This is a genomic window from Streptomyces sp. NPDC007205, assembly GCF_040634095.1.
Taxonomy (GTDB): domain Bacteria; phylum Actinomycetota; class Actinomycetes; order Streptomycetales; family Streptomycetaceae; genus Streptomyces.
This window is the reverse complement of sequence record NZ_JBEYEW010000001.1, coordinates 223,711-250,087: the sequence shown is the minus strand read 5'-3', so window position 1 is coordinate 250,087 and position 26,377 is coordinate 223,711. Positions and strand designations below refer to the sequence as shown.

The window sequence follows — 26,377 nt, the reverse complement described above, 5'->3', positions numbered from 1 at the left end:
GCTATCGGGCGGACGCCGGGGCACGGCGGCGTCGCGGGAGATAGACCAGCGCTTCGGTGCCGACGAAGCGCAGGACGAAGGTCAGCACCAGCGCCAGCGCGGTGGCCGGCAGGGCGCCCATGCCGAACCGGCCGACGAGGAGTGCGATCAGCGGGATGCGCAGCACCAGGTCGGCGTTGGCGAGGAGCGCGAACCGGCCGAGCCGGTCCCACCAGCGGCGGTGTGCGCGCCGGTCGCGGAACAGCAGGTGCTCGATGAGCAGGAAGTTCCAGGCGACGCCGGACTGGTTGGCGAGGATCTCGGCGGGCAGGTAGTGCATGCCGAGGGCGGTGAGGGCGTAGAGGCCCACCAGGTTCGGTACGAAGCCGCTCGCTCCGATCAGCCCGAAGCCGATCATGCGGGCGGCCGGGGACGCGGTGCGCAGGCCGGCCAGGTGGCGCAGGAAGCGGAAGCCCTCCCGCGCGGTGGACTTGGACTCGCCGGCGAACCGGTCCTGGAAGACGAACGGCACCTCGGCGACCCGGCGGGGGCGGCCGCGGACGGCCAGTTCGAGCAGGATCTTGTAGCCGAGGGGCTTCAGCTCGTCGGCGGTGACGGCGCTGCGCCGGATGGCGAAGAACCCGCTCATCGGGTCACTGATGCCGTGCAGCCGGCGCGGGAAGAGGGCCTTGGTGAGCCAGGTGGCGCCGCGCGAGACGGCCACCCGGTAGCCGCCGGCGAGCCCGGCCCGGCTGCCGCCCTCGGTGTACCGGGAGGCGACGACGAGCCCGGCGTTCGCCCGCTCGCCGGTGGCGATCAGCTCCGGTACGAGGGACGGCGGATGCTGGCAGTCGCCGTCCATGACGACGATCCACTCCGAGGTCGCCGCCCTCAGCCCCTCGACCACCGCCCCGCCGAGCCCGCCGACGGGCTGCGCGCGGTGCAGTACGGCCACCGGGAACGGGCAGTCCTGGGCGGCCTCGCGGATCACCTCGGGGGTGTCGTCGGTGGAGTCGTCCACGAAGACCACCTCGCAGGGCAGCCGCGCGGGCACCGACTCGGTGATCTGCCGCAGCAGCTGCCGGATGTTCGCGGACTCGTTGAAGGTCGGTACGACGATGGTGACGGCGCCGGGTTCGGGGACTTCTACGGCGTCGAGGCCGGGTACCGGGGCGGTGTACTCGCTCATCGGGCGGCCCCCGTGGCCGCGGCCTGGATCCGCCGGATCTCGATGCGGTCCTCGCCGCTGCCGAAGGTGGCGACCGGCGTGGAGTGCTGGATGGCGGCCCTGACGTTCGGCAGGTCCTTGGCGTCGCGGCGGACGGTCGGCGAGGCGACGACGTAGTCGAGGTCCCGCCAGCCGTGCGGCAGGGTCCTGGTGACGGCGGGGTCGAGGTCGGCCTTGTAGAACCAGATGGCGCCGAGCCCGGGCCGGTAGCCGGCGTGCACGAGGTCCAGCCAGAGGGCGTCGTCGACGAGGACCCGGGTGTCCTCCGGGTCCGCCACCTTCGTGCCGAGCCAGTGGGAGGCCTGCCGGTAGGGCCGGTTGGCGTCGGCTGTGACGGCGGTGCGGTCGCCGTCGTACCAGTGCGGTACGACGTAGGCACCGGCGGCGAGGGCGAGGACGGCGGCGAGCGCGTACCGGCCGCCGGTGACGTATCGGCGCTCGCTGTCCTTGCGCCACCTGCTGATGACCGCCCGGGCGACGGAGGCGGTGCCGCCGGCGAGGACCAGGGCGAGGAAGGGCAGCGCGCCGATGATGTACATGGCGGGCAGATAGCCGCCCGGCCGCAGGGCGACGGCGGCAAGGACGGCGACCGTGAGGGCCGGTCCGGCGAGCGCGCGGGCGGTGACCGACCAGCGCCAGGTGAGCAGCAGGAGCAGGGCTCCGGCGAGGCCGCCGAGGGGCAGGACGCGGTCGTAGTACAGCCAGGAGTGCAGAACGCCGTACGAGCCGGAGCCCGCGTCGAGGATGAATCCCGAGCCCGGCCTGGACATCTGGTACGTGATGCCGTCCCAGAGGGAGACGTGTCCGGCACCGGGCAGCAACTCGCCCTTGAGCAGGGCGAACAGCGGGTAGGAGAAACCGGTCAGGGTGCAGGCGGTGACGGCTCCGGTGAGGGCGAACTTGCGGGTGTCGCGGTGGCTGTGCCGCCACATGGTGACGAGCAGGGCGGGCAGGACGACGAGCATCGTCTCCTTGGTGAGGACGCCCGCGGCGGCGGCGAGGCCCGCGCCGAAGTGGTGCCAGAGGTGGCGGCTGGGCGAGGCGGCGAGGCAGAACGCCAGCAGCAGCCACATCACGGCGATGTTGTCGAGGAAGATCTCCCGGCTGAGGACGACCGCGAGCGGGGAGAGCCCGAACAGGGCCATGCCGAGTCCGGCGGCCCAGCGGGGCAGCGAGAGCCGGCGCCCGAGGACGTAGACGAGGACTGTGCCGGCGCCGCTGACCAGCAGCATGACGAGCCGCATGGTGCCGACGGTCATCGAGCCGGGGCTCACTGCCGAAGGGAGCCAGCTGAGCAGGGCTATCTGGAGCCAGCCGAGCGGTGGATGGTCGTACCAGTAGGTGTAGTGGGCCAGGCCCCGGCCCTGCTGGACGGCCCAGGCCTGGGCGAGGTAGGTGCCCTCGTCGTCGCTGAGGGTCGGATAGGCGGCGATGTTCCAGCCCTGGACGACGAGGACCGCCGTGAGCAGGACACCGCACAGGAGCAGGTCGGGGCGGGAGGAGCGGAGCCGTGACGGCGGCTGCGTTCGACCGGTCGAACGGGCTGTGGGCGCAGGTGTGTGCTGCGCGGGGACCTTCGCTGCGGTCACCGCGGGAAGTGTGGAGGTCACGCAGGAATGTCCTCTCGGGTGGACTCGGCCGCGGTGAGGTGCGCGCCGACGTGCGTGGTCAACTCCCAGTCGGTACGTCCGCGTTGCTCGCGCCAGACGGCGCGGATCGCGGCACCGGCGAGGAGGACCTGATAGAAGGGGCCGCCCACGATGAGCTTCACATAGTGGATGAAGCGGACCTTCAGGTCGTACTGCTTGCCGAAGTCGTGCAGCCCGACCACCTCGAAGACGACGGTGACGGCGGCGGTGACCAGCGGCAGGAAGGTGAGGAAGGCGACGCCGACGGGCACGTCGAGGAAGAGCGCGACGGCCGCGTTGACCGGGATGACCACGCCGGAGAAGGCCTGCAGGAACGGCGTCATCAGGGTGTACCGGGCGAGCAGCCGCTGCCCGAACCCGGGCAGTTGCTTCCAGTCCTTCTTCCGGTACACCTGCAGGAAACCCTGGTTCCACCGAGTGCGCTGCTTGAGCAGCGACATCAGCGAGCCGGGGGTCTCCTCACGGGTGACCATGTCGGAGTCGTAGGCGACGACGACCTTCTTGCCGACGCTGGACAGCCGGACGCCCAGGTCGCAGTCCTCGGCGAGGCAGTGGGGGTCCCAGCCGTCCGCTTCCCTGAGGACGCCGGTCCGGACGAACACGGTGTTCCCGCCGAGCGGGATGAACCCCTTCTGCGCGTGCAGATGCAGCCGGGAGCGGAACCAGAAGAAGTACTCCAGGCAGTTGCGCAGGCTGTACCAGCTGGAGTGGAAGTTGATGAGCTGGACGCCGCCCTGGACGACGTCCGCCCGGGTGGTGCGGAAGGCGTGGTCGACGTGGGCGAGCAGCTCCGGATGGACCTGGTCCTCGGCGTCGAAGACCCCGACGACCTCGCCGCGGCAGTGCGGCAGCGCCGTGTTCATGGCCTTCGGCTTGTTCTTCTTCTCGTGGGTGTCGACGACGACCCGGACCCGCTGGTCGCGGGCTGCGGCCTTCTCGGCCACCTCGGTGGTCTCCGGATCGTCGTGCCCGACGATCACGATGATCTCGAAGTCGGTGTGTGTGGATTCCAGCAGCCGCTGGATGGTGCGGTCCAGCACCGCCTGCTCGTGCCGGGCGGGCAACAGCAGCGAGAACGACAGGCTTTCGCCACCGTCCGGTCTGCCGAACCGGGTGGAGGCCAGCACCTCGGGCGTGCGCCACGCGTGCAACTGCCACCACAGGGTGAAGGCCGCCATCCAGAACAGGGCCAGTGAGACGGCGCCGATGAAGACAGACGTGAGCAAAAAGATCCCCCCAGATCCCCGATACCCCCTGTGCACGCGACGGGGCGTCACACCCGTCGCGTCGCTGTGGAGAGACTAGGGGGGAAGTGTGAAGCGCGGGAACCGTTCCGATAAATAGCCTGTTTCGGAAAGGGGTGCGATTACCGGATGTATCCGAACACCCGCTCACATCAGGACAGTTCACCCCAGGGCGTTTCCCGTGCGCTCGCGCAGCTCAGGGGCTGTTCCGGACTGTTCTGGGACTGTTCTGGGACTGCTCGGGGGCTGTTCAGCGGCGGGTGAGCGCGGCCCGCAGCCGCTCCGGGTCGGTCGTCGGCGCGTCGCAGGTGAAGTGGCGGCAGACGTACGCCGCCGGTGCACCGGCCACGAGCGGACGGTCGGCGAGGAGCGGGAACTCGTCACTCTCCGCGACGCCGACGGCGACCACGGCGCCCGGCGCGGTCCCCAGAAGTGCCGTACGGTGCAGGGCGGTTGTCCGCTCGTCCGCGAGGTCGGGCCCGACGACGGCGACCTCCTTCGGCCCGTCGAGGAGGGCCTCGGCGACGGCGAGTCCCCAGCCGATGAACCGGGGCACCCGCGGTCCGAGGGTCTTCACGACCCCCAACGCACGTTCGGCGGCGGCCCGGTGGGCCTCGGATCCGGTGTGGGCGGCATAGCCCAGCAGGGCACCGGCCGCGGCGGTCCAGCCGGACGGGGCGGCGTTGTCGGTGGGGTCCTGCGGCCGGCGGATGAGCCGCTCGGCATCGGAGGCGGTGTCGTAGAGCGCACCGGTCTCCGGGTCGGTGAAGCGGGCGAGCACATGGTCGAGGAGCAGCCCGGCGAAGTCGAGCCAGACGCCCTCGCCCGTCACGGACGCGAGCGCGAGGAAGCCCTCGGCGACATCGCCGTAGTCCTCCAGCACCCCGGCGTTGCTGCCGACACGCCCGTCCTTGCTGGTCCGGGCGAGGCGGGCGTGGTCGTCGAGGTGGACGCGGACGAGGAGGTCGGCGGCTCCGAGGGCGGCCTCGATCAGGTCGGGCCGGTCGAAGTAGGCGCCGGTCTCGGCGAGTGCGGCGACGGCGAGGCCGTTCCAGGCGGCGACGACCTTGTCGTCCCGGCCGGGTGCGGGGCGCTGGGCGCGCTTGTGGAGCAGGCGTTCCTTGATGGAGGCGATCTTCTGGGCGTCGGAGAGGACGTCTTCCTGGGGGAGCTGGAGGACGGACTGCCCGTGCTCGAAGGTCCCTTCCTCGGTCACCCCGAAGTACCGGGCGGCGAGTTCGCCGTCCGCGTCCCCGAGGAGTGCCCGCAGCTGCTCGGGCGTCCACACGTAGTACGCGCCCTCGACATGCCGTCCGCTGCCGTCGTCGCTGTCGGCGTCGAGCGCGGAGGCGAACCCGCCCTGTTCCGTGCGCAGTTCACGCACGAGGAAGTCGGCGGTCTCCAGGGCGACGCGCCGGGCGAGGTCCGAGCCGGTGGCCCGCCACAGGTGCGCGTACACCCGGCACAGCAAGGCGTTGTCGTACAGCATCTTCTCGAAGTGCGGCACGACCCAGTCGCGGTCGACGGAGTAGCGGGCGAACCCGCCGCCGAGCTGGTCGTAGACACCGCCGCGGGCCATGCGCTCGCAGGTGTCCTGGGCCATCTGCAGCGCGCCCTCGGCGCCCGTGCGCGCGTGGTGCCGCAGCAGGAACTCCAGCACCATGGACGGCGGGAACTTCGGTGCCCCGCCGAATCCGCCGCGCTGCGGGTCGTACTCGCGGGTCAGCCCCAGCAGGGCCTGGGCGAGTTCCCCTTCGCCGGGCGGCTGCGGGGCCTGCTGGACGATCTCCCGCTGGGCGAGGTCACGGACGATCTTCCCGGCGACCTCGGAGACCTCGTCACGCCGGGTGTCCCAGGCCTGCCGGACCCCCTCCAGCACCTGCCGGAAGGAGGGCATCCCGTGCCGCGGCGCGGGCGGGAAGTACGTCCCGAAGTAGAACGGCTCGGCGTCCGGGGTGAGGAACACCGTCATGGGCCAGCCGCCCTGCCCGGTGGCGGCCTGTACGGCTTCCATGTAGACCGCGTCGACGTCGGGGCGTTCCTCGCGGTCGACCTTGATGTTGATGAAGTGCTCGTTGAGGTAGTCGGCGGTGGCCTGGTCCTCGAAGGACTCGTGAGCCATGACATGACACCAGTGACAGCTGCTGTATCCGACGCTCAGCAGCACGGGTTTGCCGGTCCTGCGGGCCTCGTCGAAGGCCTGGACCGACCAGGGCCACCAGTCGACGGGGTTGTCGGCGTGCTGGAGCAGATACGGGGACGTCTCATGGGCCAGTCGGTTCACCGTTCCACTCTCCCACGGGCTCGGGCACCGCGTAGAAACGCATGGACACCGGGCGCGCCCCGTCCGGGGCCTCCTCGCGCGGGTGGCCGTACCGCCCGAGCAGGGCGTGGTACTCCCGCATGAAGTCGAGCAGTTCGTCCCTGGTCATCCAGGTGCCGTGGCGCTGGATCTGGGCCCAGCCCCCGGGGCCGCGGTACTCCTGGTGGGCGCGGCGGTAGAGGGCGGTGTCGAACTCGATCTTGAGGTGCGCGAGCTGGGCGGCGGCCGCGTACTCGTCGGGGGTCATCGTGGCGGGGTCGGGGGTGGTGTGGCTGAAGGGCAGGCTCCGCCACCAGCGCTCCCGGCCGCCGGACTTCTCCGGGATCTCCTCGATGAGCCGCTGCTCGGCGAGTTTGCGCAGGTGGTAGCTGGTGGTACCGGAGCTTTCGCCGAGTTCGCGGGCGAGGACGGTGGAGTTCGCCTCGCCGTGCCGGCCGAGGTACTCCAGGATCCGGCGGCGCAGGGGGTTGCCGAGGGACTTGTACAGAGCGGTGCGCTCCAGGCTGGTCATCTCGGGCATGCCGTCGGTCATCCGGCCACGGTAACCCTGAGAACCCTGAGAAGCCCCTGAGGTATGCCGACTTTTCTTTGCAGAATTTTCTCTGCGGTCTACGGTGGAGGCAGTCGGAGTCATGACGGTGAGGGGGAGCGTGAGGACGTGAGCGTACGGAAGAAGTGGCCCTGGGTTCTGCTGGGAGCGGCGGCGGTCCTGCTGATGCCATGGATGGTGGTGCTGGCCCGGACCCTGCCGGGCAGCACCCAGGTGGACAACTGGCCGCTGGCCTGGATCGGACTCGACGTCCTCATGGCGACGGGCTGCGCGGCAACGGCCTTGCTCGGCCTGCGCGGCGACGCCAGGGCCCGCCTGACGGCCTCGGCGACGGCGTCGGTGGCGGTGCTGGACGCCTGGTTCGACATAACGACGGCGGGCACGGGCACCTCGCTGACCGAGGCACTGCTGTGCGCGGTGGCGGAGGGAGCGCTGGCGGGGGCGTGTGTCCGCCTCGCGCTGAGTAAGGGGCGGGGGCCGGTGGACACCCGCTGAGGTGCCCGAGCATGCCCCGGGACGCGATCAGCCGATGAGCGTGCCCAGCGCCCGCACAGGGCTGATCCGTATCACCACGCGCGTCACCTCAGGCGGCAGTTCCCGATACTCCCGGCCGGCCCCAGGGCCCTCGTACTCCTCGCCAGCCGGACAGCCGGCTCACGGCCGACGTCCTCGGTGACCGTCGCCGTGCCCCGCATCTCGACGTACCGCAGGGGGTCCGCCGGGTCGTACACGGTCAGGCTCACCCGCGCGTCCCGGCGGACGTTCCGCTCCTTGCGCCGGCCCGCGGCCGTCGACACGAGCAGGCCGTCCCCCTCCCGCCCCACCCAGACGACCGAGGTCTGCGGGCTCCCGTCCGCGTTGACGGTGGCCAGGACCGCCGGGACCGGATCGTCCAGCAGCTTGCGCACGGCATCGTTCAAGGTGACTGTCACACCCCGGAACCCAGGTCGGCCGGCGGCTGCCTGTCGATCGGATTACCTCAGCCCGACCGCCTTCCCCAACGCCGAACGGCACACGCTCACAAGGACGTTGCCGCACTTCCCCAACTCCCCACCGACCACCCCCCTCCCGCTTCCGCCCCCGCCGAAGGACACTCATACGCAAGGACGGTACGGCCGGAGGGGGACGGGACATGCGGGACGGGCATCGGGCGGAGGCCGAGCGACTGCTATTGCGGGCGGTCGAGGAGGAGGTCCGGCGCTCGGGCGGGCGGATCGACGGGCAGGTGCTGCTGTCCCGGGCGCGCGGTGCGCTGGACACGATGGCGGGGGCGGCCGGCGAGGAGTACGACACCTACACCCGCGCCCTGGACGAGGCCGGGGCGCACCGGCTCACCTTCGGGCAGCGGTACGCCCGCCAGGGCGCCGGAACGGCCTTACTGGTGGCGGCCGTTGCCGCGGTGGCCGCCACCGTGGCCGACCTGTCGCTCGGCACCGGTACCGGCACGGCCGTCGGGGCGGGCGTCACCGCGGGCGTGGTCGGGGCCGCCGCCTCCGTGGTGAAGGCGGCCGGGGCCCATGTGCCCGCCGCACACCACCAAGCGGGCGCCGCCGGACAGCCGGGCGGACCCGAGCAGCTGCGACTGCAGTGGCTGACCGCGCTGGAGGTGCGCGGCATCCGCCCGTTCCTCGACCAGCAGCGGGTGATCAGCGCCTCCACGGGGCCGAAGAAGACCGGCGGCCCCACGCTGCGCGGCGCGGACAAGAGTGCCGCGGCCCGCCGGCGCACGGTGCTGGAGCAGTCCTTCGGTCAACTCCCGGACCCGGCCGGCCCGTTCGCGGGACGCCGGGCGGAGCTGGCGCGGATCCGGCAGTGGGCGCAGGCGGCCAGGGCGGCCACGGAGACCCGGCCGACCGTGGTCGTGCTGCACGGCGAGCCCGGCTCCGGCCGGACCACGCTCGCGGTCCGCGCGGCGCACGACCTGCGGGACCACTTCCGCGGCGCGGTGGTCGTGGACCTGCGCGGCGGCACGCGCGAGGAGGCGCCACTCGCGACCCGGGACGCCCTGCTGCATCTGCTCAACCGGCTCGGCGCACCCCGCGAGCAGCTGCTGTTCCGGGAACGCTCCTCCCCCGACCAGCAGGTCAAGCGGCTCGGCGAGCTGTACCACCAGCAGCTGACCGGGCTGCCGGTGACGATCGTGCTGGACGACGCCTCGGACCCGGAGCAGGTGCGGGCACTGCTGCCCGAGCGCTCCGACAGCCTGGTCCTGGTCACCGCCCGTACCGCCCTCGACCACCCCGCCGACCTGCCGGCCTGGGTGCACCACCTGCCGGTCGAGGCACTGGACGCGGCCGGTGCCGAGGAACTGCTCGGCGCGGCGGCCGAGGGCGCGTCGGGTCCGTACGACGCCGAGTCCGCCGAGCGGATCCAGGCACTGTGCGCGGGGCTGCCGCTGGCGCTCAGGATCGCGGGCTCCGCGCTCGGCCCCCGCTCGCCCCGGCAGCTGGCCGCGGACCTGGGCGCCTACGGCCCGGTGGAACCGGTGCAGCGGGCCCTGTGGCTGCGCTACACCGACCAGCCCGAGCCGGCGCGCCGGCTGCTGCGCAGGCTCGCGCTCGCGGGCCGGGCGTCGCTGGGCGCCGCGGCGGCCGCCGCCCTGCTCGCCACGGACGAGGCGGAGGCCACACGCCACCTCACCGCCCTCGCCGGGGCCGGCCTCATCGACCATGTGCGCGGCAGCCGCTACCGGCTGCACGACCTGGTGCGCGCCTTCGCCCAGGCGCGGCTGCTGGACGAGGAGGACCCGGCCGAGCGCACCGCGGCACAGGAACGGCTGATCGTGAACTACGCCGAGCTGGCCGACTCGGTGCTGCGCCTGGTCGACGGGAACATGTCGACGCGCGCCCACCAGTTCGGCCCGCACGGGTTCACCTCGCTGGACGAGGCGCTGCGCTGGCTGGACGACGAGTCCAGCTTCATCACCGCGGCCCTGCGGCACGCGGAGGGCGTGGACCAGTCGGCGGTGCTGAACCTTCTGGGCGCGCTGTGCGACTACTGCCTGCTGCGCGGCGACCTGTACCGGCTCGGCGAGATCAGCGAGCTGACGCAGACCGTGGACCAGGGGCTGCTGGTGCGCTCGGTGCAGTGGCGTACCGGTATCGCGGCCCGGCAGCTGGGCGAGCTGGACAAGGCGCGCGCCACGCTGACCTCGGTGGTGGACCTGTACCGGGAGGCGCACCACGACGCCGGTGCGGCCCGCGCCCTGTGCTCCCTCGGGATCACCCTGCACCACCAGGGCAACCTCACCGAGGCCGCCGCCAGGCTGCAAGAAGCACTGGACCTGCAGGCGGCGCCGGAGCTGGCGACGGACCGGGCCTGGACCATGCACGCCCTGGCCGCCGTCCAGCGCGACCGGGCCCGGCTGGCCGAGGCGCTGGAACTGCTCACCCGTTCCCTGGTCCTGCACCGCGAGGGCGGCTCGCTGCACGGCGAGGCCTGGGCGCACTTCCAGCTCGGCCAGCTGGCCCTGCGGCTGGGCAACGCACCGCGCGCGGAGACCGAGCTGCGGGCCGCCCTGGAGCGGTACGGCCGCACGCGCGACGCACGCGGCGAGGCCTGGGCGCTGACCCAGCTGGCCCGGGCGCGCCTGGTGGCCGGCGACGCCTCTCCGGCCGTGGAGGGCCTCAGGCAGGCCGCCGCCCGGCACCGGGAGAACGAGGACGCGCGCGGAGAGGCGTGGACGCTGTACTACCTGGGCCAGGCGCTGGAGGAGACCGGCGAGCTGGATCCGGCGGTCCGCGACCTGGAGCGGTCCCGGACGATGTTCTCCCGGATGCGGGACGTCTACGGCCTCGCCTGCGCCCGGCACCACTCGGCCCGGGTCACCCGCGACCAGCGGGCCGCGCAGACCGGCTCGCTGCGCAACTCCGGCTTCGCCCGGCAGCTCCTCGTCGACGCCCGCACCGACTTCCAGCGCATCGGCGTCGCCCACGGCGAGGCATGGACCTGCCTGGAGCTGGCGGTGGTCGACGCGGGCAACGCCCGTACACAGGCGGCGCTGGCCCTGTGCGACGAGGCGCTGGACCTGTTCGCCTCCTACGGCGACCGGCGCGGCGAGGACTGGGCCCGCTTCCTGCGCTGCACCCTGCTGCCGTACGCGGCGCCGGGCGGGGTGGAGGTGGGCACGGCGGTCGCCCAGGAGGAGCTGGCCCAGCTGACCCGCACCGACCACGCCCTGCGGGACGAGAAGCTCGCCGACTACGTCTCGGCGTACGCCCTGCTGCTGGAACGCGGGACCAGCCTGGAGGACGGCTGGCAGGCCTGGCGGCTGCGCATGACTCCGGACCGCCACGCCCGGGAGGTGATGGGGGTGGCGGTACCGGCGTGGCGCTGACGCTCGGGGTCAGCCCCGCTGTGCCGCGGAGTCGGCCTTCGCCGCCTGCTCCGCCGCCGGGTCCGGGGCTTCCTTGAAGTCGACCTTCCGCATGTGCTTGCTCATCGACTTCATCAGGCCCCACACCGCCAGGGCCATCACCGCGAAGACGATGAAGCCGAGGACACCGGGGGTGACCTTGTTCTGGTCGACCTCCTTGGCGAGGGGGACGAGGTGCGTCACTGCCAGGCTCACGCTTGCGCTCATGTCAGGCATTGTCGCGGATGCCCGCGAAGAGGTCGTCCTCGGGGAGGGACGTATCGACGAGAGACTTCGCCAGCTCGTACTCCTCCGTCGGCCAGACCTCCTTCTGCAGCTCCATCGGCACCTTGAACCAGCCGCCGTCGGGGTCGATCTGGGTGGCGTGCGCGATCAGCGCCTTGTCGCGGATCTCGAAGAAGTCCGCACACGGAATGTGCGTGGTCAGCGTGCGCTCGGTGCGCTCGAACTCCTTCCAGCGCTTGAGCCACTCCCCGTACGGCGACTCCAGGCCACGGTCGAGCAGGGCGTTGTGGAGGGCCTCGGTGCGGGGGCGGTTGAAGCCCTGGTTGTAGTACAGCTTGAGCGGCTGGTAGGCGGGGCCGTACTCGGCCTCCGGGTACTTCTCGCTGTCCGCCGCGCCCTCGAACGCCACCATGGAGATCTTGTGGGTCATGATGTGGTCGGGGTGCGGATAACCGCCGTTCTCGTCGTAGGTGGTGATCACCTGCGGGCGGAAGGCGCGGATCTGCCTCACCAGCTCGCCGGCCGCCTTGTCGACGTCCTCCAGGGCGAAGCAGCCCTCGGGCAGCGGCGGCAGCGGGTCGCCCTCGGGCAGTCCCGAGTCGACGAAGCCGAGCCACTCCTGCTTGATGCCGAGGATCTCGCGGGCCTCGTCCATCTCCTTCTTGCGTACCTCGTGGATGTGCTCCTCGATGTACGTGTCGCCCTGCAGCTTGGGATTGAGGATGGACCCGCGCTCTCCGCCGGTGCAGGTCACCACCAGCACGTCCACCCCCTCGGACACGTACTTCGCCATGGTGGCCGCGCCCTTGCTCGACTCGTCGTCGGGGTGCGCGTGAACGGCCATCAGTCGCAACTGGTCAGTCAAGACTCAATCCTCGGTAAGTCGGCGCCCCGTGTCTTCGGCGCGATCGCAGGCTTCTATAGTGACCGAATCGGGGGGCGAATAATTCCGGGTTCGGTTCCTGCCGAGAGGACGATCATGAGTACGGCGAGCGCACGGCTGCCCGAGGGCCGCTACGGCCGTTCCTCGGACGAGCGTGCCGACCGCAAGCTCAGGGTCGCCGGTGCGGTGCTCGGCGCGGTGCTGCTCGCACTGGTCGGTTACTTCGCCTACCACTACGTCGTCCAGACCAGGATCAGCGCCCAGGTGATCGCCTTCGACGCCACGGACAACGCCGTCAAGGTGCATCTGGAGGTCCACAAGGACTCCGGCACCTCGGGCTACTGCACCCTGCGCTCCCAGTCGGCGGACGGCGCCGAGGTCGGCCGGGCCGACTTCCGCTTCACCGGGCCGGTGAAGCGCATCGACAGGGTCGTGACGCTGCGTACGACGGCGAAGGGCACGACGGCCGAGCTGCTCGGCTGCCACACCGGCTGACGGCCACCGGACACCCCAGCCGTCACCCGGAATACGCACGCTCTGACCTGCGTTGATGCAATTCTGATGGCTTATGTCCTCCCCCTTCCGGCCTTGAATTGTTAGGCTCGTGGTTTCGCCCATCCAAGAGGGAACATGCTTCGGGGTAGGGCGATGCTTTGTATTCCCAGTACCGACGAGGAGCACCCTGTGACCCAGACCAGCGAGAACGTCACCTGGCTGACCCAGGAGGCGTACAACAAGCTCAAGGACGAGCTTGAGTACCTTACTGGTCCTGCGCGCACGGAGATCGCCGCCAAGATCGCGGCCGCGCGCGAGGAGGGCGACCTGCGCGAGAACGGCGGGTACCACGCGGCCAAGGAGGAGCAGGGCAAGCAGGAGCTGCGCGTGCGGCAGCTGACCCAGCTTCTCGAGAAAGCCAAGGTGGGCGAGGCTCCGGTCTCCGCCGACGGTGCCGTCGCGCCCGGCATGGTCGTCACGATCGCCTTCGACGGTGACGAGGACGACACACTGACGTTCCTGCTCGCCTCCCGCGAGTACGCGAGCGCGGAGATCGAGACGTACTCGCCGCAGTCCCCGCTCGGCACCGGCGTCATCGGCCACAAGGTCGGCGAGGACGCGGAGTACGAGCTGCCGAACGGCAAGAAGGCTTCGGTGAAGATCCTGAAGGCCGAGCCGTACCCGGGCTGACCCACCCCCGACAGGACCTCGAAGCCCCCGGTGTCCGCCGGATCCCGCCGGACACCGGGGGCTTCCCCGTGCCCGCACGCGTCAGGCGGTGGCCGAGCGGTACCTGCCGGGCACGCACGCTCAGGCCGAACGCTCGGCGTCAGCCGATGACCGTGTAGCCGGCGTCCCGCAGGGCCCGGCCGACCTCGGTGCAGTGCGCCGGACCCTTCGTCTCCAGATGCAGCTCGACCTCCGCCTCCGTGAGTCCGAGCCGGGGGTCGGTGCGTACGTGACTCACGTCGAGGACGTTGGCGTCGACCGCCGACAACACCCCGAGAAGCGTGGCAAGAGCGCCCGGCCGGTCGGTCAGCCGGAGCCGGACGGCCAGGTAGCGGCCCTGCGCGGCCATCCCGTGGCGCAGCACACGTTGCAACAGCACCGGGTCCACGTTCCCGCCGGAGAGCACCGCGACGACCGGGCCCTCGAAGGCGTCCGGCGCCGCCAGCAGCGCCGCGACCGGGCTCGCCCCGGCCGGCTCCACGACCAGCTTGGCCCGCTCCAGGCACAGCAGCAGCGCGGCCGACAACTGGTCCTCGCTGACCGTGCGCACCTCGTCGACCAGGTCCGCGATGATCCCGAACGGCACCAGACCCGGCCGCCCCACCTTGATGCCGTCGGCCATCGTCACCGGGTTCTCCACCGCGACCGGGTGCCCTGCGGCCAGCGAGAGCGGATAGGCCGCCGCGCCCTCCGCCTGCACACCGACGATCCTGACGTCCGGCCGTATCGCCTTCACCGCGACCGCGATCCCGGCCGCGAGTCCGCCGCCGCCGACACCGACGACGATCGTGCGCACCTCCGGGCACTGCTCCAGGATCTCCAAGCCGACCGTGCCCTGACCTGCGATGATGTCCGGGTGGTCGAAGGGGTGGAGGAACACCGCGCCCGTGTCGGCCGCGTACTCCTCGGCAGCGGCCAGCGTCTCGTCGACCACGTGACCGTGCAGGCGCACCTCGGCGCCGTAGTCCCGGGTCGCACTGACCTTCGGCAGCGGGGCGCCCTTCGGCATGAACACCGTGGAGTGCACACCGAGCAGTGAGGAGGCCAGCGCCACGCCCTGCGCGTGGTTCCCGGCGCTCGCGGCCACCACGCCGGCCGCCCGCTCCTCCGGCAGCAGCCCGGCGATCCGCACATAGGCGCCGCGCAGCTTGAACGAGCCGGTGCGCTGGAGGTTCTCGCACTTCAGGTGCACCGGCGCCCCGACCAGCTGGGACAGGTGCCGGCTGCCTTCCATCGCGGTCACCCGTGCTACGCCCGAGAGCATCTTCTGGGCGCCGCGCACATCGTCGAGGGTGACGGAACGCAAGGTGCCATCCGTGCGGTAGCTCATGACTCCAGCATCGCAGTTCACGCTCGTACACGACTTGGGTGACCAAGCTCCGAGACCGGTTTGTGCAGGGCCGGTACGGCTTGACGCCGGGCCGCGTACCCTGTCCCCCAACCCAGCAGCCCTTCATGAAGCGAGCCTCCGGCCATGCCCACAACACCTGAATTGTCGATGGACATGACGACCGTCGGTGACACCGGTCTCCTCGACACCCTCCAGCACGAGGTGGCGGTGTTCGCCCGCCGTGCCGAACAGACGCGGCTCGGCGGTGTCGGGCAGGTGCGCAACTCCATGGACCGCGCGGCGTATCTCCTGCTCAACCGCCTCGACAAGGAAGGCCCGATGGGCGTCAAGGCGCTCGCCGCGAGCATGGGCATCGACTCCTCCACGGTCACCCGGCAGGTGGCTCCGCTGGTCGACACCGGGCTCGTCAAGCGCACCTCGCACCCGGAGGACGGGCGTGCGGTGGTGCTCCAGCTGTCCCCGCGCGGGGTCACCCGGCTCGACGAGGTGCGCTCCTCCAGGCGTCAGCTGATGGCAGACCTGACACACGACTGGGCACCGGAGGAGCGCGAGCAGTTCTGCACGCTCCTGACCCGCTTCAACACCGCGCTCTCCGCGCGGATGACGGTGCAGGGGCCCGGACCGGTGGAAGAGTCGCCGGCGTCCTGACCGCCGCGGTCCGCGACACCGGGCCACCGGGCCCCCGCCGGCACCGGTCGGTTCCGGAGTCTTGACCCGGGGCCGCCGCCGGTCTCATATGAGACCGGGTCGTGTGTCGTACGCGGTTCACCTGTCCCGTACCGGGCAGTGGGGCCCCTCTGGGGGGAGGCGCGGTGCGTGATCGGCAGGGGTCCCGAGGTGCCCGCCGGGCCCGGGAGTTCGAGGCGTTCGTCGCGGGCGCGGCCGGACGTCTGCTGCATGCCGCCACCCTGCTCACGGCGGAGTCGCCGCACGCCAACCCGCGCGCGCGGCGCCTTCTGACGCGCACGCTCGCCCACACCTACGCGCGCTGGGACCGGCTGCACGGGGAGGACCCGTACGACTGCGCCCGCCAGTACCTCGCCACCCGGTTCGCGCGCGCGACCTGGCACCGGTACGGCGCCCTCGGCCGCGCCCGCCCCGATCCGCGTGGTCCGCTCGCCGCGCTCACCGAGCAGGAGCGGCTGATCCTCGTACTGCGCCTCTACGAAGGCGTCGCCGAAGAACAGGCAGCGGCCCTGCTGGGGCTCCCCAAGGAGCGCGTCCACACCATCTGCGACCGCGCGACCGCCACCCTGCTCCATCCGTCCCGCCCTGCGGGCCCTCCCCAGGGCCCGCACACGGCGGGCCGGAAGGTGGTGCCGTCATGAGGGGCTACGGCCCGGTGATCCCGGCGCCGCGGCGCGAGGGGAGGGCGTGGTGAACCGGGCCGAACGGGAGGCCGCCGCGCGGCGGATCATGGAGCAGGTCCCGGTGCCGGTGCCGCCGGATCTGTGTGCGGACGCGGTACAGCGCGGCGAGCGCCTGCTGCGGCGCAGGCTGCTCGTGCGGCGGGTGCTGTGGCTGCTGGCGTGTGCCGCGGCCGTCGCGTTCAGCGTGTGGGCGGCCCGTGTGCACCCGTGGGCGGAGCCGCCCTCCCAGACGACTCCGCCGATCACGGGCTGGTGAGCCGACCGGTCCACGACGCCAGGACCTGCCGCAGGCATACGGACCGGCGGCCGCGCGCGACATCGGTCTGCTTCCGTCGGCGGGCCCCGTCCCGTGAACCGGCCTCGGACGGTTGTCGTCTCGGCTAGCCCAAGGCCTGCTGCAGGTCGGCCAGCAGGTCGTCGATGTTTTCGATGCCCACGGACAGGCGTACCAGGTCGGCGGGCACCTCCAGTGCGGAACCGGCCGCGGAGGCGTGCGTCATCCGGCCGGGGTGCTCGATCAGGGACTCGACGCCGCCGAGCGACTCGCCGAGGGTGAACACCTTGGCCCGGTTGCAGACCGCGACCGCGGCCTCCTCGCCGCCCTCGACGCGGAAGGACACCATGCCGCCGAACGCCCGCATCTGCTTCGCGGCGACCTCGTGGCCGGGGTGCTCGGGCAGGCCCGGGTAGAGCACGCTGGTCACGCGCGCGTGCCGGGTCAGCATGTCGGCGATCTTCGTGGCGTTCTCGCTGTGCCGGTCCATCCGCACCGCGAGGGTCTTGGTGCCGCGCAGCACCAGCCAGGAGTCGAAGGGACCGGCGACGGCGCCCATCGCGTTCTGGTGGTAGGCCAGCTCCTCGCCGAGCCCCTGGTCGGAGACGATCAGCGCACCGCCGACCACGTCCGAGTGGCCGCCCATGTACTTGGTGAGGGAGTGGACGACGACGTCCGCGCCGAGCGCCAGCGGCTGCTGGAGGTAGGGCGTGGCGAAGGTGTTGTCGACGACGAGCTTCGCGCCCGCGTCGTGCGCGACCTGAGCGAGAGCGGCGATGTCGGTGATGCCGAGCAGCGGGTTGGAGGGGGTCTCCACCCAGACGGCCTTGGTCTTCGGGGTGATCGCGGCCCGTACGGCGGCCGGGTCGCTGGTGTCGGCGACGGACCACTCCACACCCCAGCGCGTGGCGACCTTGGCGAAGAGCCGGAACGTGCCGCCGTAGGCGTCGTTCGGGATCACCACGTGATCACCGGGGGTGAGCAGCGTGCGCAGCAGGGTGTCCTCGGCCGCAAGGCCGGACGCGAAGGCGAGGCCGCGACGGCCGCCTTCCAGCGCGGCGAGGTTCTCCTCCAGGGCGGTACGGGTGGGGTTGGCGCTGCGGCTGTACTCGTAGCCGCCGCGCAGTCCGCCGACGCCGTCCTGCTTGTAGGTCGAGACCTGGTAGATGGGCGGGACCACCGCGCCGGTGAGGGGATCCGCGGTGTTGCCCGCGTGGATCGCGAGGGTCTCGAAGTGCTCACTGATGTGCCTGTCGCTCATGTCCACCGAGCGTAGTGCGCTCGGCCGGATGCTGAGGCCCGCGAAGCTCGGCCATCGCGGAACCGAGGGATTTCCCCGCATCACCCCGGCAGCGGGTCCTGTCATGAGCAGGACCTGAGTTTTCCACAGCTCGGCGGCGGGGTTGGCCAAGTGTCGGCGGCGTCTGGTTCGCTTGAGGCATGTCGATTCTCTGGCTGCTGATGGCGCTGCTCATGCTGAGCTTCGTGCTGCTCCCGCTCATGCGGCGCAGGCGCGGGGTGATCGAGCAGGTTCCTCCGGGGCACCCGGACGCCGCCGACCCGGCGGCCTACGGCTTCGTGCTTCAGGAGGAGCTGGACGTGCGCATGCCCGGACCGGACCAGGACCTGCTGGACGTCCTGGAGTTGGTGCAGCGCACGCAGGACTATCGTGCGGCCTCCCAGCTGCTGGCCGGCACCGGGGCCGAGGAGGAGCAGCGCTGGCAGCGGGTGCAGGCGTTCGCGGGCGCCGCCGCGCTGGAGCTGCAGCAGCGGCCCGGCGGGGTGCACGAGACGCCGGGCGGCCAGTGGCTGCGGGTGTGGCGGGCCGAGCAGCCCAAGGACGCGGGCGGCGCCGCCGTCTACGCGGAGTTCCTGGTGCAGCAGGCCTGGCGGACGTCGACGCCGGGCACGCACGACTTCCGGATCATCATGGAGGAGGCCCGGGACGCGTGCGGGCAGGCGGCCCTGCTCGCCCCCGGCGACCCGGTGCCGTACATCATCGAGCTGTCCATCGCCCGCGGACTCGCCTATGCGCAGGCCGAGTCCGACCAGCTGTGGCTGAAGATCCTCGACCGCGCCCCGCATCACATGGGCGCGCATCTGGCCGCGCTGCACTACTGGTGCGAGAAGTGGCACGGCTCGCGCGAGCAGGCGTACTCCTTCGCCGAGGCCGCCGCGGCCCGCGCCCCGCAGGGCTCGCTGCTCGCCGCGCTGCCCCTGTTCGCGGTCTTCGAGCACCTCCCCGAGGTGAACCTGGTGGCGGGGTTCTACCGGAGCGAGGTCGTCACCAAGGCGATGCACGGGGCGCTGCACGCGGTGCACTCGGCCCGCCCCGACGACCCGATGCTCGCGCACGTCCGGCATCTGCTGATCTTCTTCCTGGTCCGGGCCGAGCGCTGGCAGGAGGCCATGCACCAGCTGATACACGTCGACGGGCACATCGGCGCGCTGCCCTGGACGCTGTCCGCCGACCCGGCCGCCGAGTTCGCCGTGTACCGCGCCCTGGCAGTGGCCGGTTACGAGGCCAACGGCGGCAGCCCTGCCACCCTGCCCGGCTGAGCCGCCGGCCGCGGGCCCCCGCCCGGCTCCGTATCCGGTGCGGGCCGGTCTTGGCCGGCAGCCGCAGGGCCGGTAGACCGTCGGGATGCACGACGACGGTGTTCTTTCCATGTGCCGTGGGCATTTCCGGAGGGGCGTCGTCCGGGTGGGCACCGACAGAAGGCTGATCATGGGGCAGACAGGTGGTCGGGGCCGGCTGGGACAGCCCGCTCACCGGGCCCGGATCGGAAGCGTATCGGAAGCGCGAAACCGGCTCCCACACCTCCCATGTCGGGCAAGGTGACTCTCGCCACGCCGTTGGAACGAGCCAGACCCCGGCTGTCCGCCGGGAGTTGCGAGGGCCCATGAACCACACCTATGAGCCGCCGAGTCTGATACCCGCCCCGGGTCAGGAACGGACGTACGCGCTAGTCATCGCCGGTCTCCCCCTTCTGCTGATCCTGCTGATGGCGGTCTTGCCGCTGCTGGTTCCGGGTGGCGGAAACGCATCCGGGGCCACCTCGGCGGACGGCCAGGGCGGCTACAACTACGCCCCACCGCCGAGGGATCCGCCGGCGCCGGACACCTCCACGGCGTACGGCACGGACCCGTCGACGCCCGTCGGCGGCGGCGACAGCACGGACCTGTCCCCGACCCCGCTGGACGGTGAGAGCACGCCGAGCACGGACGGCACCGACGGAACGGACGGCACGGGCAGCGCGGACAGCACCACCGGTCCCGGCAAGACCGTCAACGACTTCTTCGACGCCATCAACCGCCGCGACTTCAAGACCGCCTGGGCACTGGGCGGCAAGAACCTCGACATGGGCTACGAATCCTTCGTCGCGGGCTTCGACACCACCGAGCACGACGACGTCGTCGTCGAGTCCGTCGACGGGGACACGGTCTCGGTGAACCTGAACGCCCAGCAGACCGACGGCACGCAGAAGTCGTACACCGGTCAGTACACCGTGGTCGACGGGGTCATCACCCACGCCTCGATGACCTCGGCCGGCTGAAGAGAGCGGAGAAGAGAGCCATGGCGAGTGCATTCCTTTCCGTTCCCGCTCCGCCGCCGGGGTCCGGCGGGCCGGTCCCGGGCCGCCCGTCCGCGGACGCCACCAGCGACGCCACGCGGCTGCTGTGCGCGGGCACCTATCTGGATCCGGTGTACCGCGCCACCGTCATCCGCGAGCTGCTGTCCCACCGGTTCCGGGTGGTGGCGCCGTCGTACGGGTACGACGCGGTTCCCGTGCTCGCGCACGCCCTGGCGGCGCGCCGGCTGCACCGGGCCCGGGTGGCCGTCCTCGTCGCGGGCCTGCTCATCACCTACCTCCTCGCGGCCGCCGGTGTCCTGGACGGGTTCACCGGAACGCTGGTGATGGCGTGGCTGCTGTGGGTCACCGCGTTTCTGCGCCGTGTCGTCACCCTCCAGCTGCTGACCTCCCGGCTGGGGCACCGCACCGGTGCCGCGCGCCGGGCGGGCGGGTTCGACGGCTCGTATCCCAGACATCCCCAGCTGACGAGCGAACTCGTGACCAAGATCAACCGCGAGCAGACCTCGGACGGCAGTCTGATCTGCTACGGCGGCTACAAGCCGTTCGTCGGCGCGGGCCAGCAGGTGCGGCGCTGGTCCACCGCCGAGCTGCTGATCGGCGCACCCGTCACCATGTTCGAGGGCCGGCACGGGCCGGTCCTGCCCGGGGCGACCGGCGCCCATGGCCACGCGACCGGCGAGGAGCCGAAACGGAAGGACATCATCCCCTTCACCGTCGAGGACCTCTCCGCCTATGTCTCCGCCCGTATGACCTCGGGACTGCGCGACCACGCCAGCCGGCTGGCGCGGATCGAGGGGCTCGCCGTCGAGCAGAGCACGTTCACCACGGCCGTGACGACTCTCCCCGGCGCGTGGTCGACGATCCCGGAGCAGACCGACGGGCGCTGGCAGGACACCTACGGCTCGGGGCGCGCGTACCTGTGCGTCCGGGTGGGCTCGTGGAACCAGGAGCTGGTCACCACGGCGTTCGTGGGCTTCGACCTCAAGGGGAACACCCTGCACACCGAGTTCTACTCGTATGTGCTGGGGCCGATCCAGGCCAGTTTCCACCTGGTGGACCGGCTGCCCGCGGCGCTGGACGCCGGGACCCTGCTCAGGGTCGGCTGGCACACCCTGCGGGCCGCGCCCCAGGCGGCGCTGCGGCCCGTCCTCTCCCGGGCCCGATCGGCGCTGTCCGGTCTGCTGCCGTGGGCCAGGAACACCGTCCTGCTGCCGCAGCCGGCCGACACCAGTGAGTTCGGGCTCGGTCGCTACGCGGACACCCTGGTGAACCGCGGGGCGCTCACCAGCATCCGGGAGATGGCGACCAGCGACGACTTCCACGTCTTCTTCCAGGAGACGGACACGATCAAGTACACCCAGATCGTGGAGCGCCAACTCCTCCATGTCATCCGTGAGTTCCTGCAGGAGCACAACGTGGACCTCGCGGAGCACGAGGCCCGCCAGACGAACATCCTCAACGCCTACGGGAACAACAACAACTTCGTGAACGGCGACAACAACAGCACCAACTCGGGTACGCAGAACCACTATGGCGCCTCCGACGGCGGCCGGGGGACGGGATCGGCATGACGGACAGCACCACGGGCGCGGGCCCGGGCTCCGGCAACAGCAGCCACTACGGGAGCGGGAACACCTTCGGCAGCGGCAACAGCTTCGTCACCGGCAACGGCAACAGCACCAACTCGGGCACGCAGAACTTCTACGGCGGCGGCCACCAGCCGTCCGGGGGCGACGACCGTCCCGGCCCGTCCCAGGACCGCAGTCGCAACGTCTTCGTCGTCCACGGGCGCGACGAGGAGGTCCGGACGAAGATGTTCGGCCTGCTGCGCAAGCTCGATCTGCGTCCGCTGGAATGGGAGGACCTGGTCAGGGCCACCGGCAAGACGGCGCCTTTCCTCGGCGAGGTCGTCGCGAAGGCTCCCGAGCAGGCGCAGGCGGCCCTCGTGCTGCTCACCCCGGACGACATCGTCCAGCTGCACCCGGAGCTGCGGGGTGCGAACGAGCCGCCGTACGAGACCGAGCCGACCGGCCAGCCCCGGCCGAACGTGCTGATCGAACTGGGCATGGTCCTGATGGCCTACCCGGAGCGCACGCTGATGGTGGAGGTCGGTGAGCTGCGCACGATCGCCGACATCGCGGGCCGGAACGTCATCCGGTTCGACGGCTCGGAGGCCGCCCTGAGCAAGATCGTGCAGCGGTTGAAGATCGCCGGCTGCACGGTCGACGACACCGGCTCCGAATGGCGCCAGACCTGGCCGTACAGCCGTCTGTCGGCGTACGGACGGACCGGACGGCAGCTGCCGCCGGTCCGCTGAGCCGCGGTACGGGCGCAGTGGCCGCTCGGTCACGCTCCGGGGGAGGGCCCGTACCGCCCCTGCGGGCGCCCGGTGTCAGACATGGCGCCGGGCGCCCGCCGCCAGGCCGGCCAGGAAGGCGCCGGTCTCCGGCAGGTCGATCCGCCTCAGCTCGCCGGGGCGGATCACCACGTGCAGCTCGCGGCAGACCGGCCGCTCCCACGAGTGCACCACGAACGACAGCAGGATCAGCCGCAGCAGACTGTCCTCGTCGAGGTCGTGCAGCCGGGCGAGCCCCGCACCGGTCAGCGGCATGGTGACGCGTTCCAGCTGGCCGTGCCGGTGGACGGCGTCCCACAGCCGGTCCAGGCCGAGCCACAGCTCCTGGACCCCGGAGGAGGCGACGCAGTCGTTGCCCATCCGGCTGTAGGCGACGGCGAAGACCAGCTGCGGGCGGCTGCCGAGCACGGCGACGGTCCCGACCGGGTACCGGGCGCGCTTGCCGCGCGGCTTGTCCCGCACGCTCTCCCACGCCACCGGAGCCACCCCGTCCAGCGCCGCGGCCAGCTCCGCGTCCAGCCGGTGTGCGTCTCCCGCGTAGCGGCGGGCGAGCAGCTGCCCCTGGGCGCTGTCGTCGTTGATGACGACACCGTCGTCCACCAGGGTGTCGAAGGTGTCGGTGAACCCCACCACCAGATGGCCGGGCTGCTCGAAGAGGTCGCCCTCCTCCACCACCACGGTCATGTGCGGACGGTTGAACTCCTGCCGTACGGCGGCCTGCGGACGCGCCCGGGCCAGCCCCCAGGCCAGGCACAGGGCCACCGAACCGGCCAGCACCAGACCGGGCCGGGACACGACGCGCGGAAACAGCTGGCCGGCGAACTGTACGACGGCCGACACCCCGCCGAAGGCCGCCAGCACGTTACCCAGGAACACCCGCCGCCCACGCCAGGACCGCGGCAGCCGGAATCGCGCGGGGCGCAGCAGCGACCGGGCGGGACGGGACGGCGACGGGTCCGGGACGGTCGATCGCATGCGTCACTCCGAGTCATCTTGGTAGGCTGAAAGCCCTGTTGACGGGCCGTCATGCGGCTGAGGGGGCGAGGCGCGTGCAGAGCCGCACACCGTCTGTACGCGTACACGTTCTGGGCCCCGTCCGGCTGGAAGTGGACGACGTTCCGGTCCGCCTGACCCCGCTGACCGCGCGGCTGCTGCTGCGCCTGGTCGCCGCCGACGGCGAGGCCGTGACCGCCCGCCGGCTGTACCGGGACGTCTGGCAGCAGACCGTGGAACTGCCGCACCAGGGCCTGCGCAACCGCAACGAGGTGCAGAAACGGATCCTGGAGCTGCGGCGCGCGTTCGACCGCGCGGGACCGGGCACGGGCGACCGGATCGTACGGACCGGACGGCTGCCGACCGCACACGGCGCCGAGAGCACCTACCAGCTGGACCTTTCGGTCGAGGAGTTGGACAGCACGCAGTTCACGCGTCTGGTGGGCGACGCGCTGCACGCGGCACCGGCCTCGGCCGTCCGGCTGCTCGCGGACGCCCTGCGGCTCTGGCACGGCCGGCCGCTGGCCGAGGTGGCGGACGAGGAGTTTTCGAGCGTGCCGGTGCGACGGCTGACCCAGCTCAGGGAGACCGCGCTGCGGGAACTGGTCGCCGGACACACCGCGCTGGGCCGCTACGACCTCGCCCTGCCGGTGGCCGAACAGACGACCCGGGAACGGCCGGACGACCCCGAGGCCGCCGCGGTCCTCGCCCGGCTGAACGCCCGGCTGCGCGAGCGGCACGGCGACGAACTGCTGCGCCACACCCTGCGCGGGCTGCGGGTGGATGTCGTGGTGCTGCGCGGCGACCTGTTCGAGCAGCAGGACGCCAACCTGGTCGTGGGATTCTGCGACACCTTCGACACCTTCCCCGACGACGTGGTGATCAGCCGGGAGAGTGTGCAGGGGCAGTTGGTCGACCGGCTCTTCGAGGGCCGGTACCGGCTGCTCGACGACCGGCTGCGCCGGGGCCTGAAGGAGTTCACCCCGCTGGCCACGGAGAGCGTCCAGGCGAAGCGGCGCGGACGGCGCACCCGCTTTCCGATCGGCACGGCGGTCGCGGTCCCGGCCGGCAGGCGCAAGGTCTTCGCCCTCGCCTACTCCCGGCTGGGCAACGACCTGCGGGCCCGGTCCGCCCCGGCGGACCTGCGGCTGAGCCTGGAGCGCCTGTGGCCGGCGGTCGCCCGGCACGGCCTGTTCAAACCGGTGGCGATCCCGCTGATCGGCGCGGGCCTGTCCCGCATCGTGGAGCTCGACCGCACGCAGCTGCTGTTGCTGATCGTCGAGACCTTCACCCGGAGCCTGAGCCAGGACCCGGCGGTCTCCCCGGAGTTGCGCATCATCATCCGCGCCGACGAGCTGGAGCGGACCGACCTGTCGGCGGTCGAGGCGTTCCTGCGCAGTGCGGACGGGCAGGGGCCGGCGCTCCCGCCGACCGCTGCCGGCTGACCTCTTCACCCCTCCAGCAAAGATCCGCCGCCGCTTCCGCCGACAGCCACCGCCCGCTTCCGGAACGCTTCGGGAGCGCTTCCGGGCAATTACGGCGACGGGAGCGGCCCCTGCGCTCCAGCCGGCCGCCGCCTCACCCGCCCCCGCACCCGCCCCCCTACCTGCCGCTGCCGCAGATACCGATGACTCAGATCGTGGCCGTGTCGATCACGAAGCGGTAGCGGACGTCGCTGTTCACGACCCGCTCGTAGGCCTCGTTGATCTGGTCGGCGCGGATCAGTTCGATCTCGGCGCCCAGCTGGTGCTCGGCGCAGAAGTCGAGCATCTCCTGGGTCTCCGGGATACCGCCGATGCCGGAGCTGCTGATGCTGCGGCGGTGGCCGAACACCGAGGAGAGCAGGATGTTCACCGGCTCCTCGGGGATGCCGACGTTGACCATCGCGCCGTCCGTGCGCAGCAGGGACAGATAGGCGGCGAAGTCGAGCGGCGCGGAGACCGTGTTGAGGATGATGTCGAAGGTGCCCTTGAGGTCCTCGAAGGTCTTCGGGTCGCTCGTGGCGTAGTAGTGGGTGGCGCCCAGCTTCAGACCGTCGTCCTTCTTGCGCAGGGACTGGGAGAGGACCGTGACCTCCGCGCCGAGGGCAGCGGCGATCTTCACTCCCATGTGCCCGAGGCCGCCCAGGCCGACGACCGCGACCCGCTTGCCGGGGCCGGCGTTCCAGTGCTTCAGGGGCGAGTAGGTGGTGATGCCGGCGCACAGCAGCGGGGCGGCCACGTCGAGGGAGAGGCCGTCGGGGATGCGGACGACGTAGTTCTCGTCGACGACGACCTTCTGCGCGTAGCCGCCGTAGGTGGGCTGCCCGTCCTTGCCGACGGAGTTGTACGTCCAGACGGGGCCGCCGCCGGTGCAGTACTGCTGCAGGCCGGCCTTGCAGTTGTCGCACTCCCGGCAGGAGTCGACCATGCAGCCGACGCCCACGCGGTCGCCGACGGCATACTTCGTGACACCCGGGCCGACCTCGGAGACGACGCCCGCGATCTCGTGACCGGGCACCATCGGGAAGATCGCGGTGCCCCAGCCCTCCCGGGCCTGGTGGATGTCGGAGTGGCAGATACCGGCGAACTCGATGTCGATCAGGACGTCGAACTCGCCGACCGCGCGCCGCTCGATCATGGTCCGCTCCAGCGGGGCCTTCGCGGCGGGCGCGGCGTAAGCAGCAACAGTGGTGGTCATGCCGGGGTTCTCCTAGCGATGTGATCGTGTCCGGTTGCCTTCCCACCGGGCACGCAACCAGCCTCTCTCACGCTACGA

24 protein-coding genes are annotated in these 26,377 nt (G+C 71.6%); 12 read left to right on the top strand and 12 right to left on the bottom strand.

From position 1 onward, the window contains the following. Position 1: 1 nt before the first annotated feature. The 5 genes from ABZ624_RS01135 to ABZ624_RS01115 all read right to left on the bottom strand — a co-directional run bounded on the left by ABZ624_RS01135 (position 2) and on the right by ABZ624_RS01115 (position 6,955). On the bottom strand, positions 2-1,168 hold the full coding sequence (locus ABZ624_RS01135) for a glycosyltransferase family 2 protein (RefSeq protein ID WP_360081477.1): 1,167 nt from the start codon (positions 1,166-1,168) through the stop codon (positions 2-4). Next, a complete protein-coding gene (locus tag ABZ624_RS01130; protein WP_360081476.1) occupies positions 1,165-2,817 on the bottom strand; it encodes a glycosyltransferase family 39 protein in 1,653 nt (550 codons plus the stop codon). The genes ABZ624_RS01135 and ABZ624_RS01130 overlap by 4 nt, the downstream gene beginning before the upstream one ends. Further along, positions 2,814-4,082: a glycosyltransferase gene (locus tag ABZ624_RS01125; protein WP_360081475.1), complete on the bottom strand. Its 1,269-nt coding sequence runs from the start codon at positions 4,080-4,082 to the stop codon at positions 2,814-2,816. The genes ABZ624_RS01130 and ABZ624_RS01125 overlap by 4 nt, the downstream gene beginning before the upstream one ends. 268 nt (positions 4,083-4,350) lie before the next feature. Further along, entirely contained in the window at positions 4,351-6,384 is a 2,034-nt protein-coding gene (locus ABZ624_RS01120) for a thioredoxin domain-containing protein (RefSeq protein ID WP_360081474.1), read from the bottom strand. Continuing rightward, entirely contained in the window at positions 6,365-6,955 is a 591-nt protein-coding gene (locus ABZ624_RS01115; protein ID WP_360081473.1) for a helix-turn-helix domain-containing protein, read from the bottom strand. The genes ABZ624_RS01120 and ABZ624_RS01115 overlap by 20 nt, the downstream gene beginning before the upstream one ends. Before the next feature lie 126 nt (positions 6,956-7,081). On the opposite strand from ABZ624_RS01115, the gene ABZ624_RS01110 reads away from it, so the two are divergent. Next, on the top strand, positions 7,082-7,468 hold the full coding sequence (locus ABZ624_RS01110; protein WP_360081472.1) for a hypothetical protein: 387 nt from the start codon (positions 7,082-7,084) through the stop codon (positions 7,466-7,468). An 83-nt stretch (positions 7,469-7,551) separates the two neighbouring features. Here the strand turns inward: ABZ624_RS01110 and ABZ624_RS01105 are convergent, their stop codons facing one another. Then, on the bottom strand, positions 7,552-7,893 hold the full coding sequence (locus ABZ624_RS01105) for a PPOX class F420-dependent oxidoreductase (protein WP_360081471.1): 342 nt from the start codon (positions 7,891-7,893) through the stop codon (positions 7,552-7,554). A gap of 212 nt (positions 7,894-8,105) precedes the next feature. On the opposite strand from ABZ624_RS01105, the gene ABZ624_RS01100 reads away from it, so the two are divergent. Then, positions 8,106-11,309, top strand: a complete 3,204-nt coding sequence (locus ABZ624_RS01100; protein ID WP_360081470.1) for a tetratricopeptide repeat protein — start codon at positions 8,106-8,108, stop codon at positions 11,307-11,309. A 9-nt stretch (positions 11,310-11,318) separates the two neighbouring features. Here the strand turns inward: ABZ624_RS01100 and ABZ624_RS01095 are convergent, their stop codons facing one another. Together ABZ624_RS01095 and mca are read right to left on the bottom strand one after the other, a co-directional pair. Continuing rightward, a complete protein-coding gene (locus ABZ624_RS01095) occupies positions 11,319-11,564 on the bottom strand; it encodes a hypothetical protein (protein WP_360081469.1) in 246 nt (81 codons plus the stop codon). Then, entirely contained in the window at positions 11,557-12,417 is an 861-nt protein-coding gene (mca, locus tag ABZ624_RS01090) for a mycothiol conjugate amidase Mca (protein WP_360082127.1), read from the bottom strand. The genes ABZ624_RS01095 and mca overlap by 8 nt, the downstream gene beginning before the upstream one ends. Before the next feature lie 135 nt (positions 12,418-12,552). Between mca and ABZ624_RS01085 the strand changes: the two genes are divergently transcribed. Further along, the gene (locus tag ABZ624_RS01085) at positions 12,553-12,951 is read left to right on the top strand and encodes a DUF4307 domain-containing protein (RefSeq protein WP_360081468.1); all 399 of its coding nucleotides are present in this window, start codon (positions 12,553-12,555) and stop codon (positions 12,949-12,951) included. Positions 12,952-13,140: 189 nt separating this feature from the next. Beyond that, entirely contained in the window at positions 13,141-13,641 is a 501-nt protein-coding gene (gene greA / locus ABZ624_RS01080; RefSeq protein ID WP_360081467.1) for a transcription elongation factor GreA, read from the top strand. Positions 13,642-13,780: 139 nt separating this feature from the next. On the opposite strand, the gene ilvA is transcribed toward greA, so the two are convergent. Then, positions 13,781-15,010, bottom strand: a complete 1,230-nt coding sequence (gene ilvA / locus ABZ624_RS01075) for a threonine ammonia-lyase (RefSeq protein WP_360081466.1) — start codon at positions 15,008-15,010, stop codon at positions 13,781-13,783. A gap of 144 nt (positions 15,011-15,154) precedes the next feature. Here ilvA and ABZ624_RS01070 point away from each other — a divergent pair, with 144 nt between their 5' ends. The 3 genes from ABZ624_RS01070 to ABZ624_RS01060 all read left to right on the top strand — a co-directional run bounded on the left by ABZ624_RS01070 (position 15,155) and on the right by ABZ624_RS01060 (position 16,657). Next, on the top strand, positions 15,155-15,679 hold the full coding sequence (locus ABZ624_RS01070; RefSeq protein ID WP_360081465.1) for a MarR family transcriptional regulator: 525 nt from the start codon (positions 15,155-15,157) through the stop codon (positions 15,677-15,679). A 164-nt stretch (positions 15,680-15,843) separates the two neighbouring features. Next, positions 15,844-16,359 carry a sigma factor-like helix-turn-helix DNA-binding protein gene (locus ABZ624_RS01065; RefSeq protein ID WP_360081464.1) on the top strand — a complete coding sequence of 172 codons (516 nt, stop codon included), beginning with the start codon at positions 15,844-15,846 and terminating at the stop codon, positions 16,357-16,359. Positions 16,360-16,408: 49 nt separating this feature from the next. Continuing rightward, the gene (locus ABZ624_RS01060; RefSeq protein WP_360081463.1) at positions 16,409-16,657 is read left to right on the top strand and encodes a hypothetical protein; all 249 of its coding nucleotides are present in this window, start codon (positions 16,409-16,411) and stop codon (positions 16,655-16,657) included. A gap of 124 nt (positions 16,658-16,781) precedes the next feature. On the opposite strand, the gene ABZ624_RS01055 is transcribed toward ABZ624_RS01060, so the two are convergent. Next, positions 16,782-17,936: a cystathionine gamma-synthase gene (locus ABZ624_RS01055; protein WP_360081462.1), complete on the bottom strand. Its 1,155-nt coding sequence runs from the start codon at positions 17,934-17,936 to the stop codon at positions 16,782-16,784. Positions 17,937-18,115: 179 nt separating this feature from the next. On the opposite strand from ABZ624_RS01055, the gene ABZ624_RS01050 reads away from it, so the two are divergent. The 4 genes from ABZ624_RS01050 (at position 18,116) to ABZ624_RS01035 (ending at position 22,588) form a co-directional block, all read left to right on the top strand. Continuing rightward, positions 18,116-19,234: a hypothetical protein gene (locus ABZ624_RS01050; RefSeq protein ID WP_360081461.1), complete on the top strand. Its 1,119-nt coding sequence runs from the start codon at positions 18,116-18,118 to the stop codon at positions 19,232-19,234. A gap of 344 nt (positions 19,235-19,578) precedes the next feature. Next, positions 19,579-20,232 (top strand): hypothetical protein, encoded by a 654-nt coding sequence (locus ABZ624_RS01045; protein ID WP_360081460.1) that lies wholly within the window; start codon positions 19,579-19,581, stop codon positions 20,230-20,232. Between the two features lie 20 nt (positions 20,233-20,252). Further along, positions 20,253-21,842 carry a hypothetical protein gene (locus tag ABZ624_RS01040; protein ID WP_360081459.1) on the top strand — a complete coding sequence of 530 codons (1,590 nt, stop codon included), beginning with the start codon at positions 20,253-20,255 and terminating at the stop codon, positions 21,840-21,842. After that, complete coding sequence (locus tag ABZ624_RS01035) at positions 21,839-22,588, top strand: TIR domain-containing protein (RefSeq protein WP_360081458.1); 750 nt, start codon at positions 21,839-21,841, stop codon at positions 22,586-22,588. Before ABZ624_RS01040 ends, ABZ624_RS01035 begins: the two co-directional genes overlap by 4 nt. A gap of 75 nt (positions 22,589-22,663) precedes the next feature. Here the strand turns inward: ABZ624_RS01035 and ABZ624_RS01030 are convergent, their stop codons facing one another. Further along, complete coding sequence (locus ABZ624_RS01030; protein ID WP_360081457.1) at positions 22,664-23,602, bottom strand: macro domain-containing protein; 939 nt, start codon at positions 23,600-23,602, stop codon at positions 22,664-22,666. Positions 23,603-23,733: 131 nt separating this feature from the next. Here ABZ624_RS01030 and ABZ624_RS01025 point away from each other — a divergent pair, with 131 nt between their 5' ends. Continuing rightward, positions 23,734-25,065, top strand: a complete 1,332-nt coding sequence (locus ABZ624_RS01025) for a macro domain-containing protein (RefSeq protein ID WP_360081456.1) — start codon at positions 23,734-23,736, stop codon at positions 25,063-25,065. 187 nt (positions 25,066-25,252) lie between these two features. On the opposite strand, the gene ABZ624_RS01020 is transcribed toward ABZ624_RS01025, so the two are convergent. Beyond that, positions 25,253-26,299 carry an NAD(P)-dependent alcohol dehydrogenase gene (locus ABZ624_RS01020; RefSeq protein WP_360081455.1) on the bottom strand — a complete coding sequence of 349 codons (1,047 nt, stop codon included), beginning with the start codon at positions 26,297-26,299 and terminating at the stop codon, positions 25,253-25,255. Between the last annotated feature and the right edge of the window lie 78 nt (positions 26,300-26,377).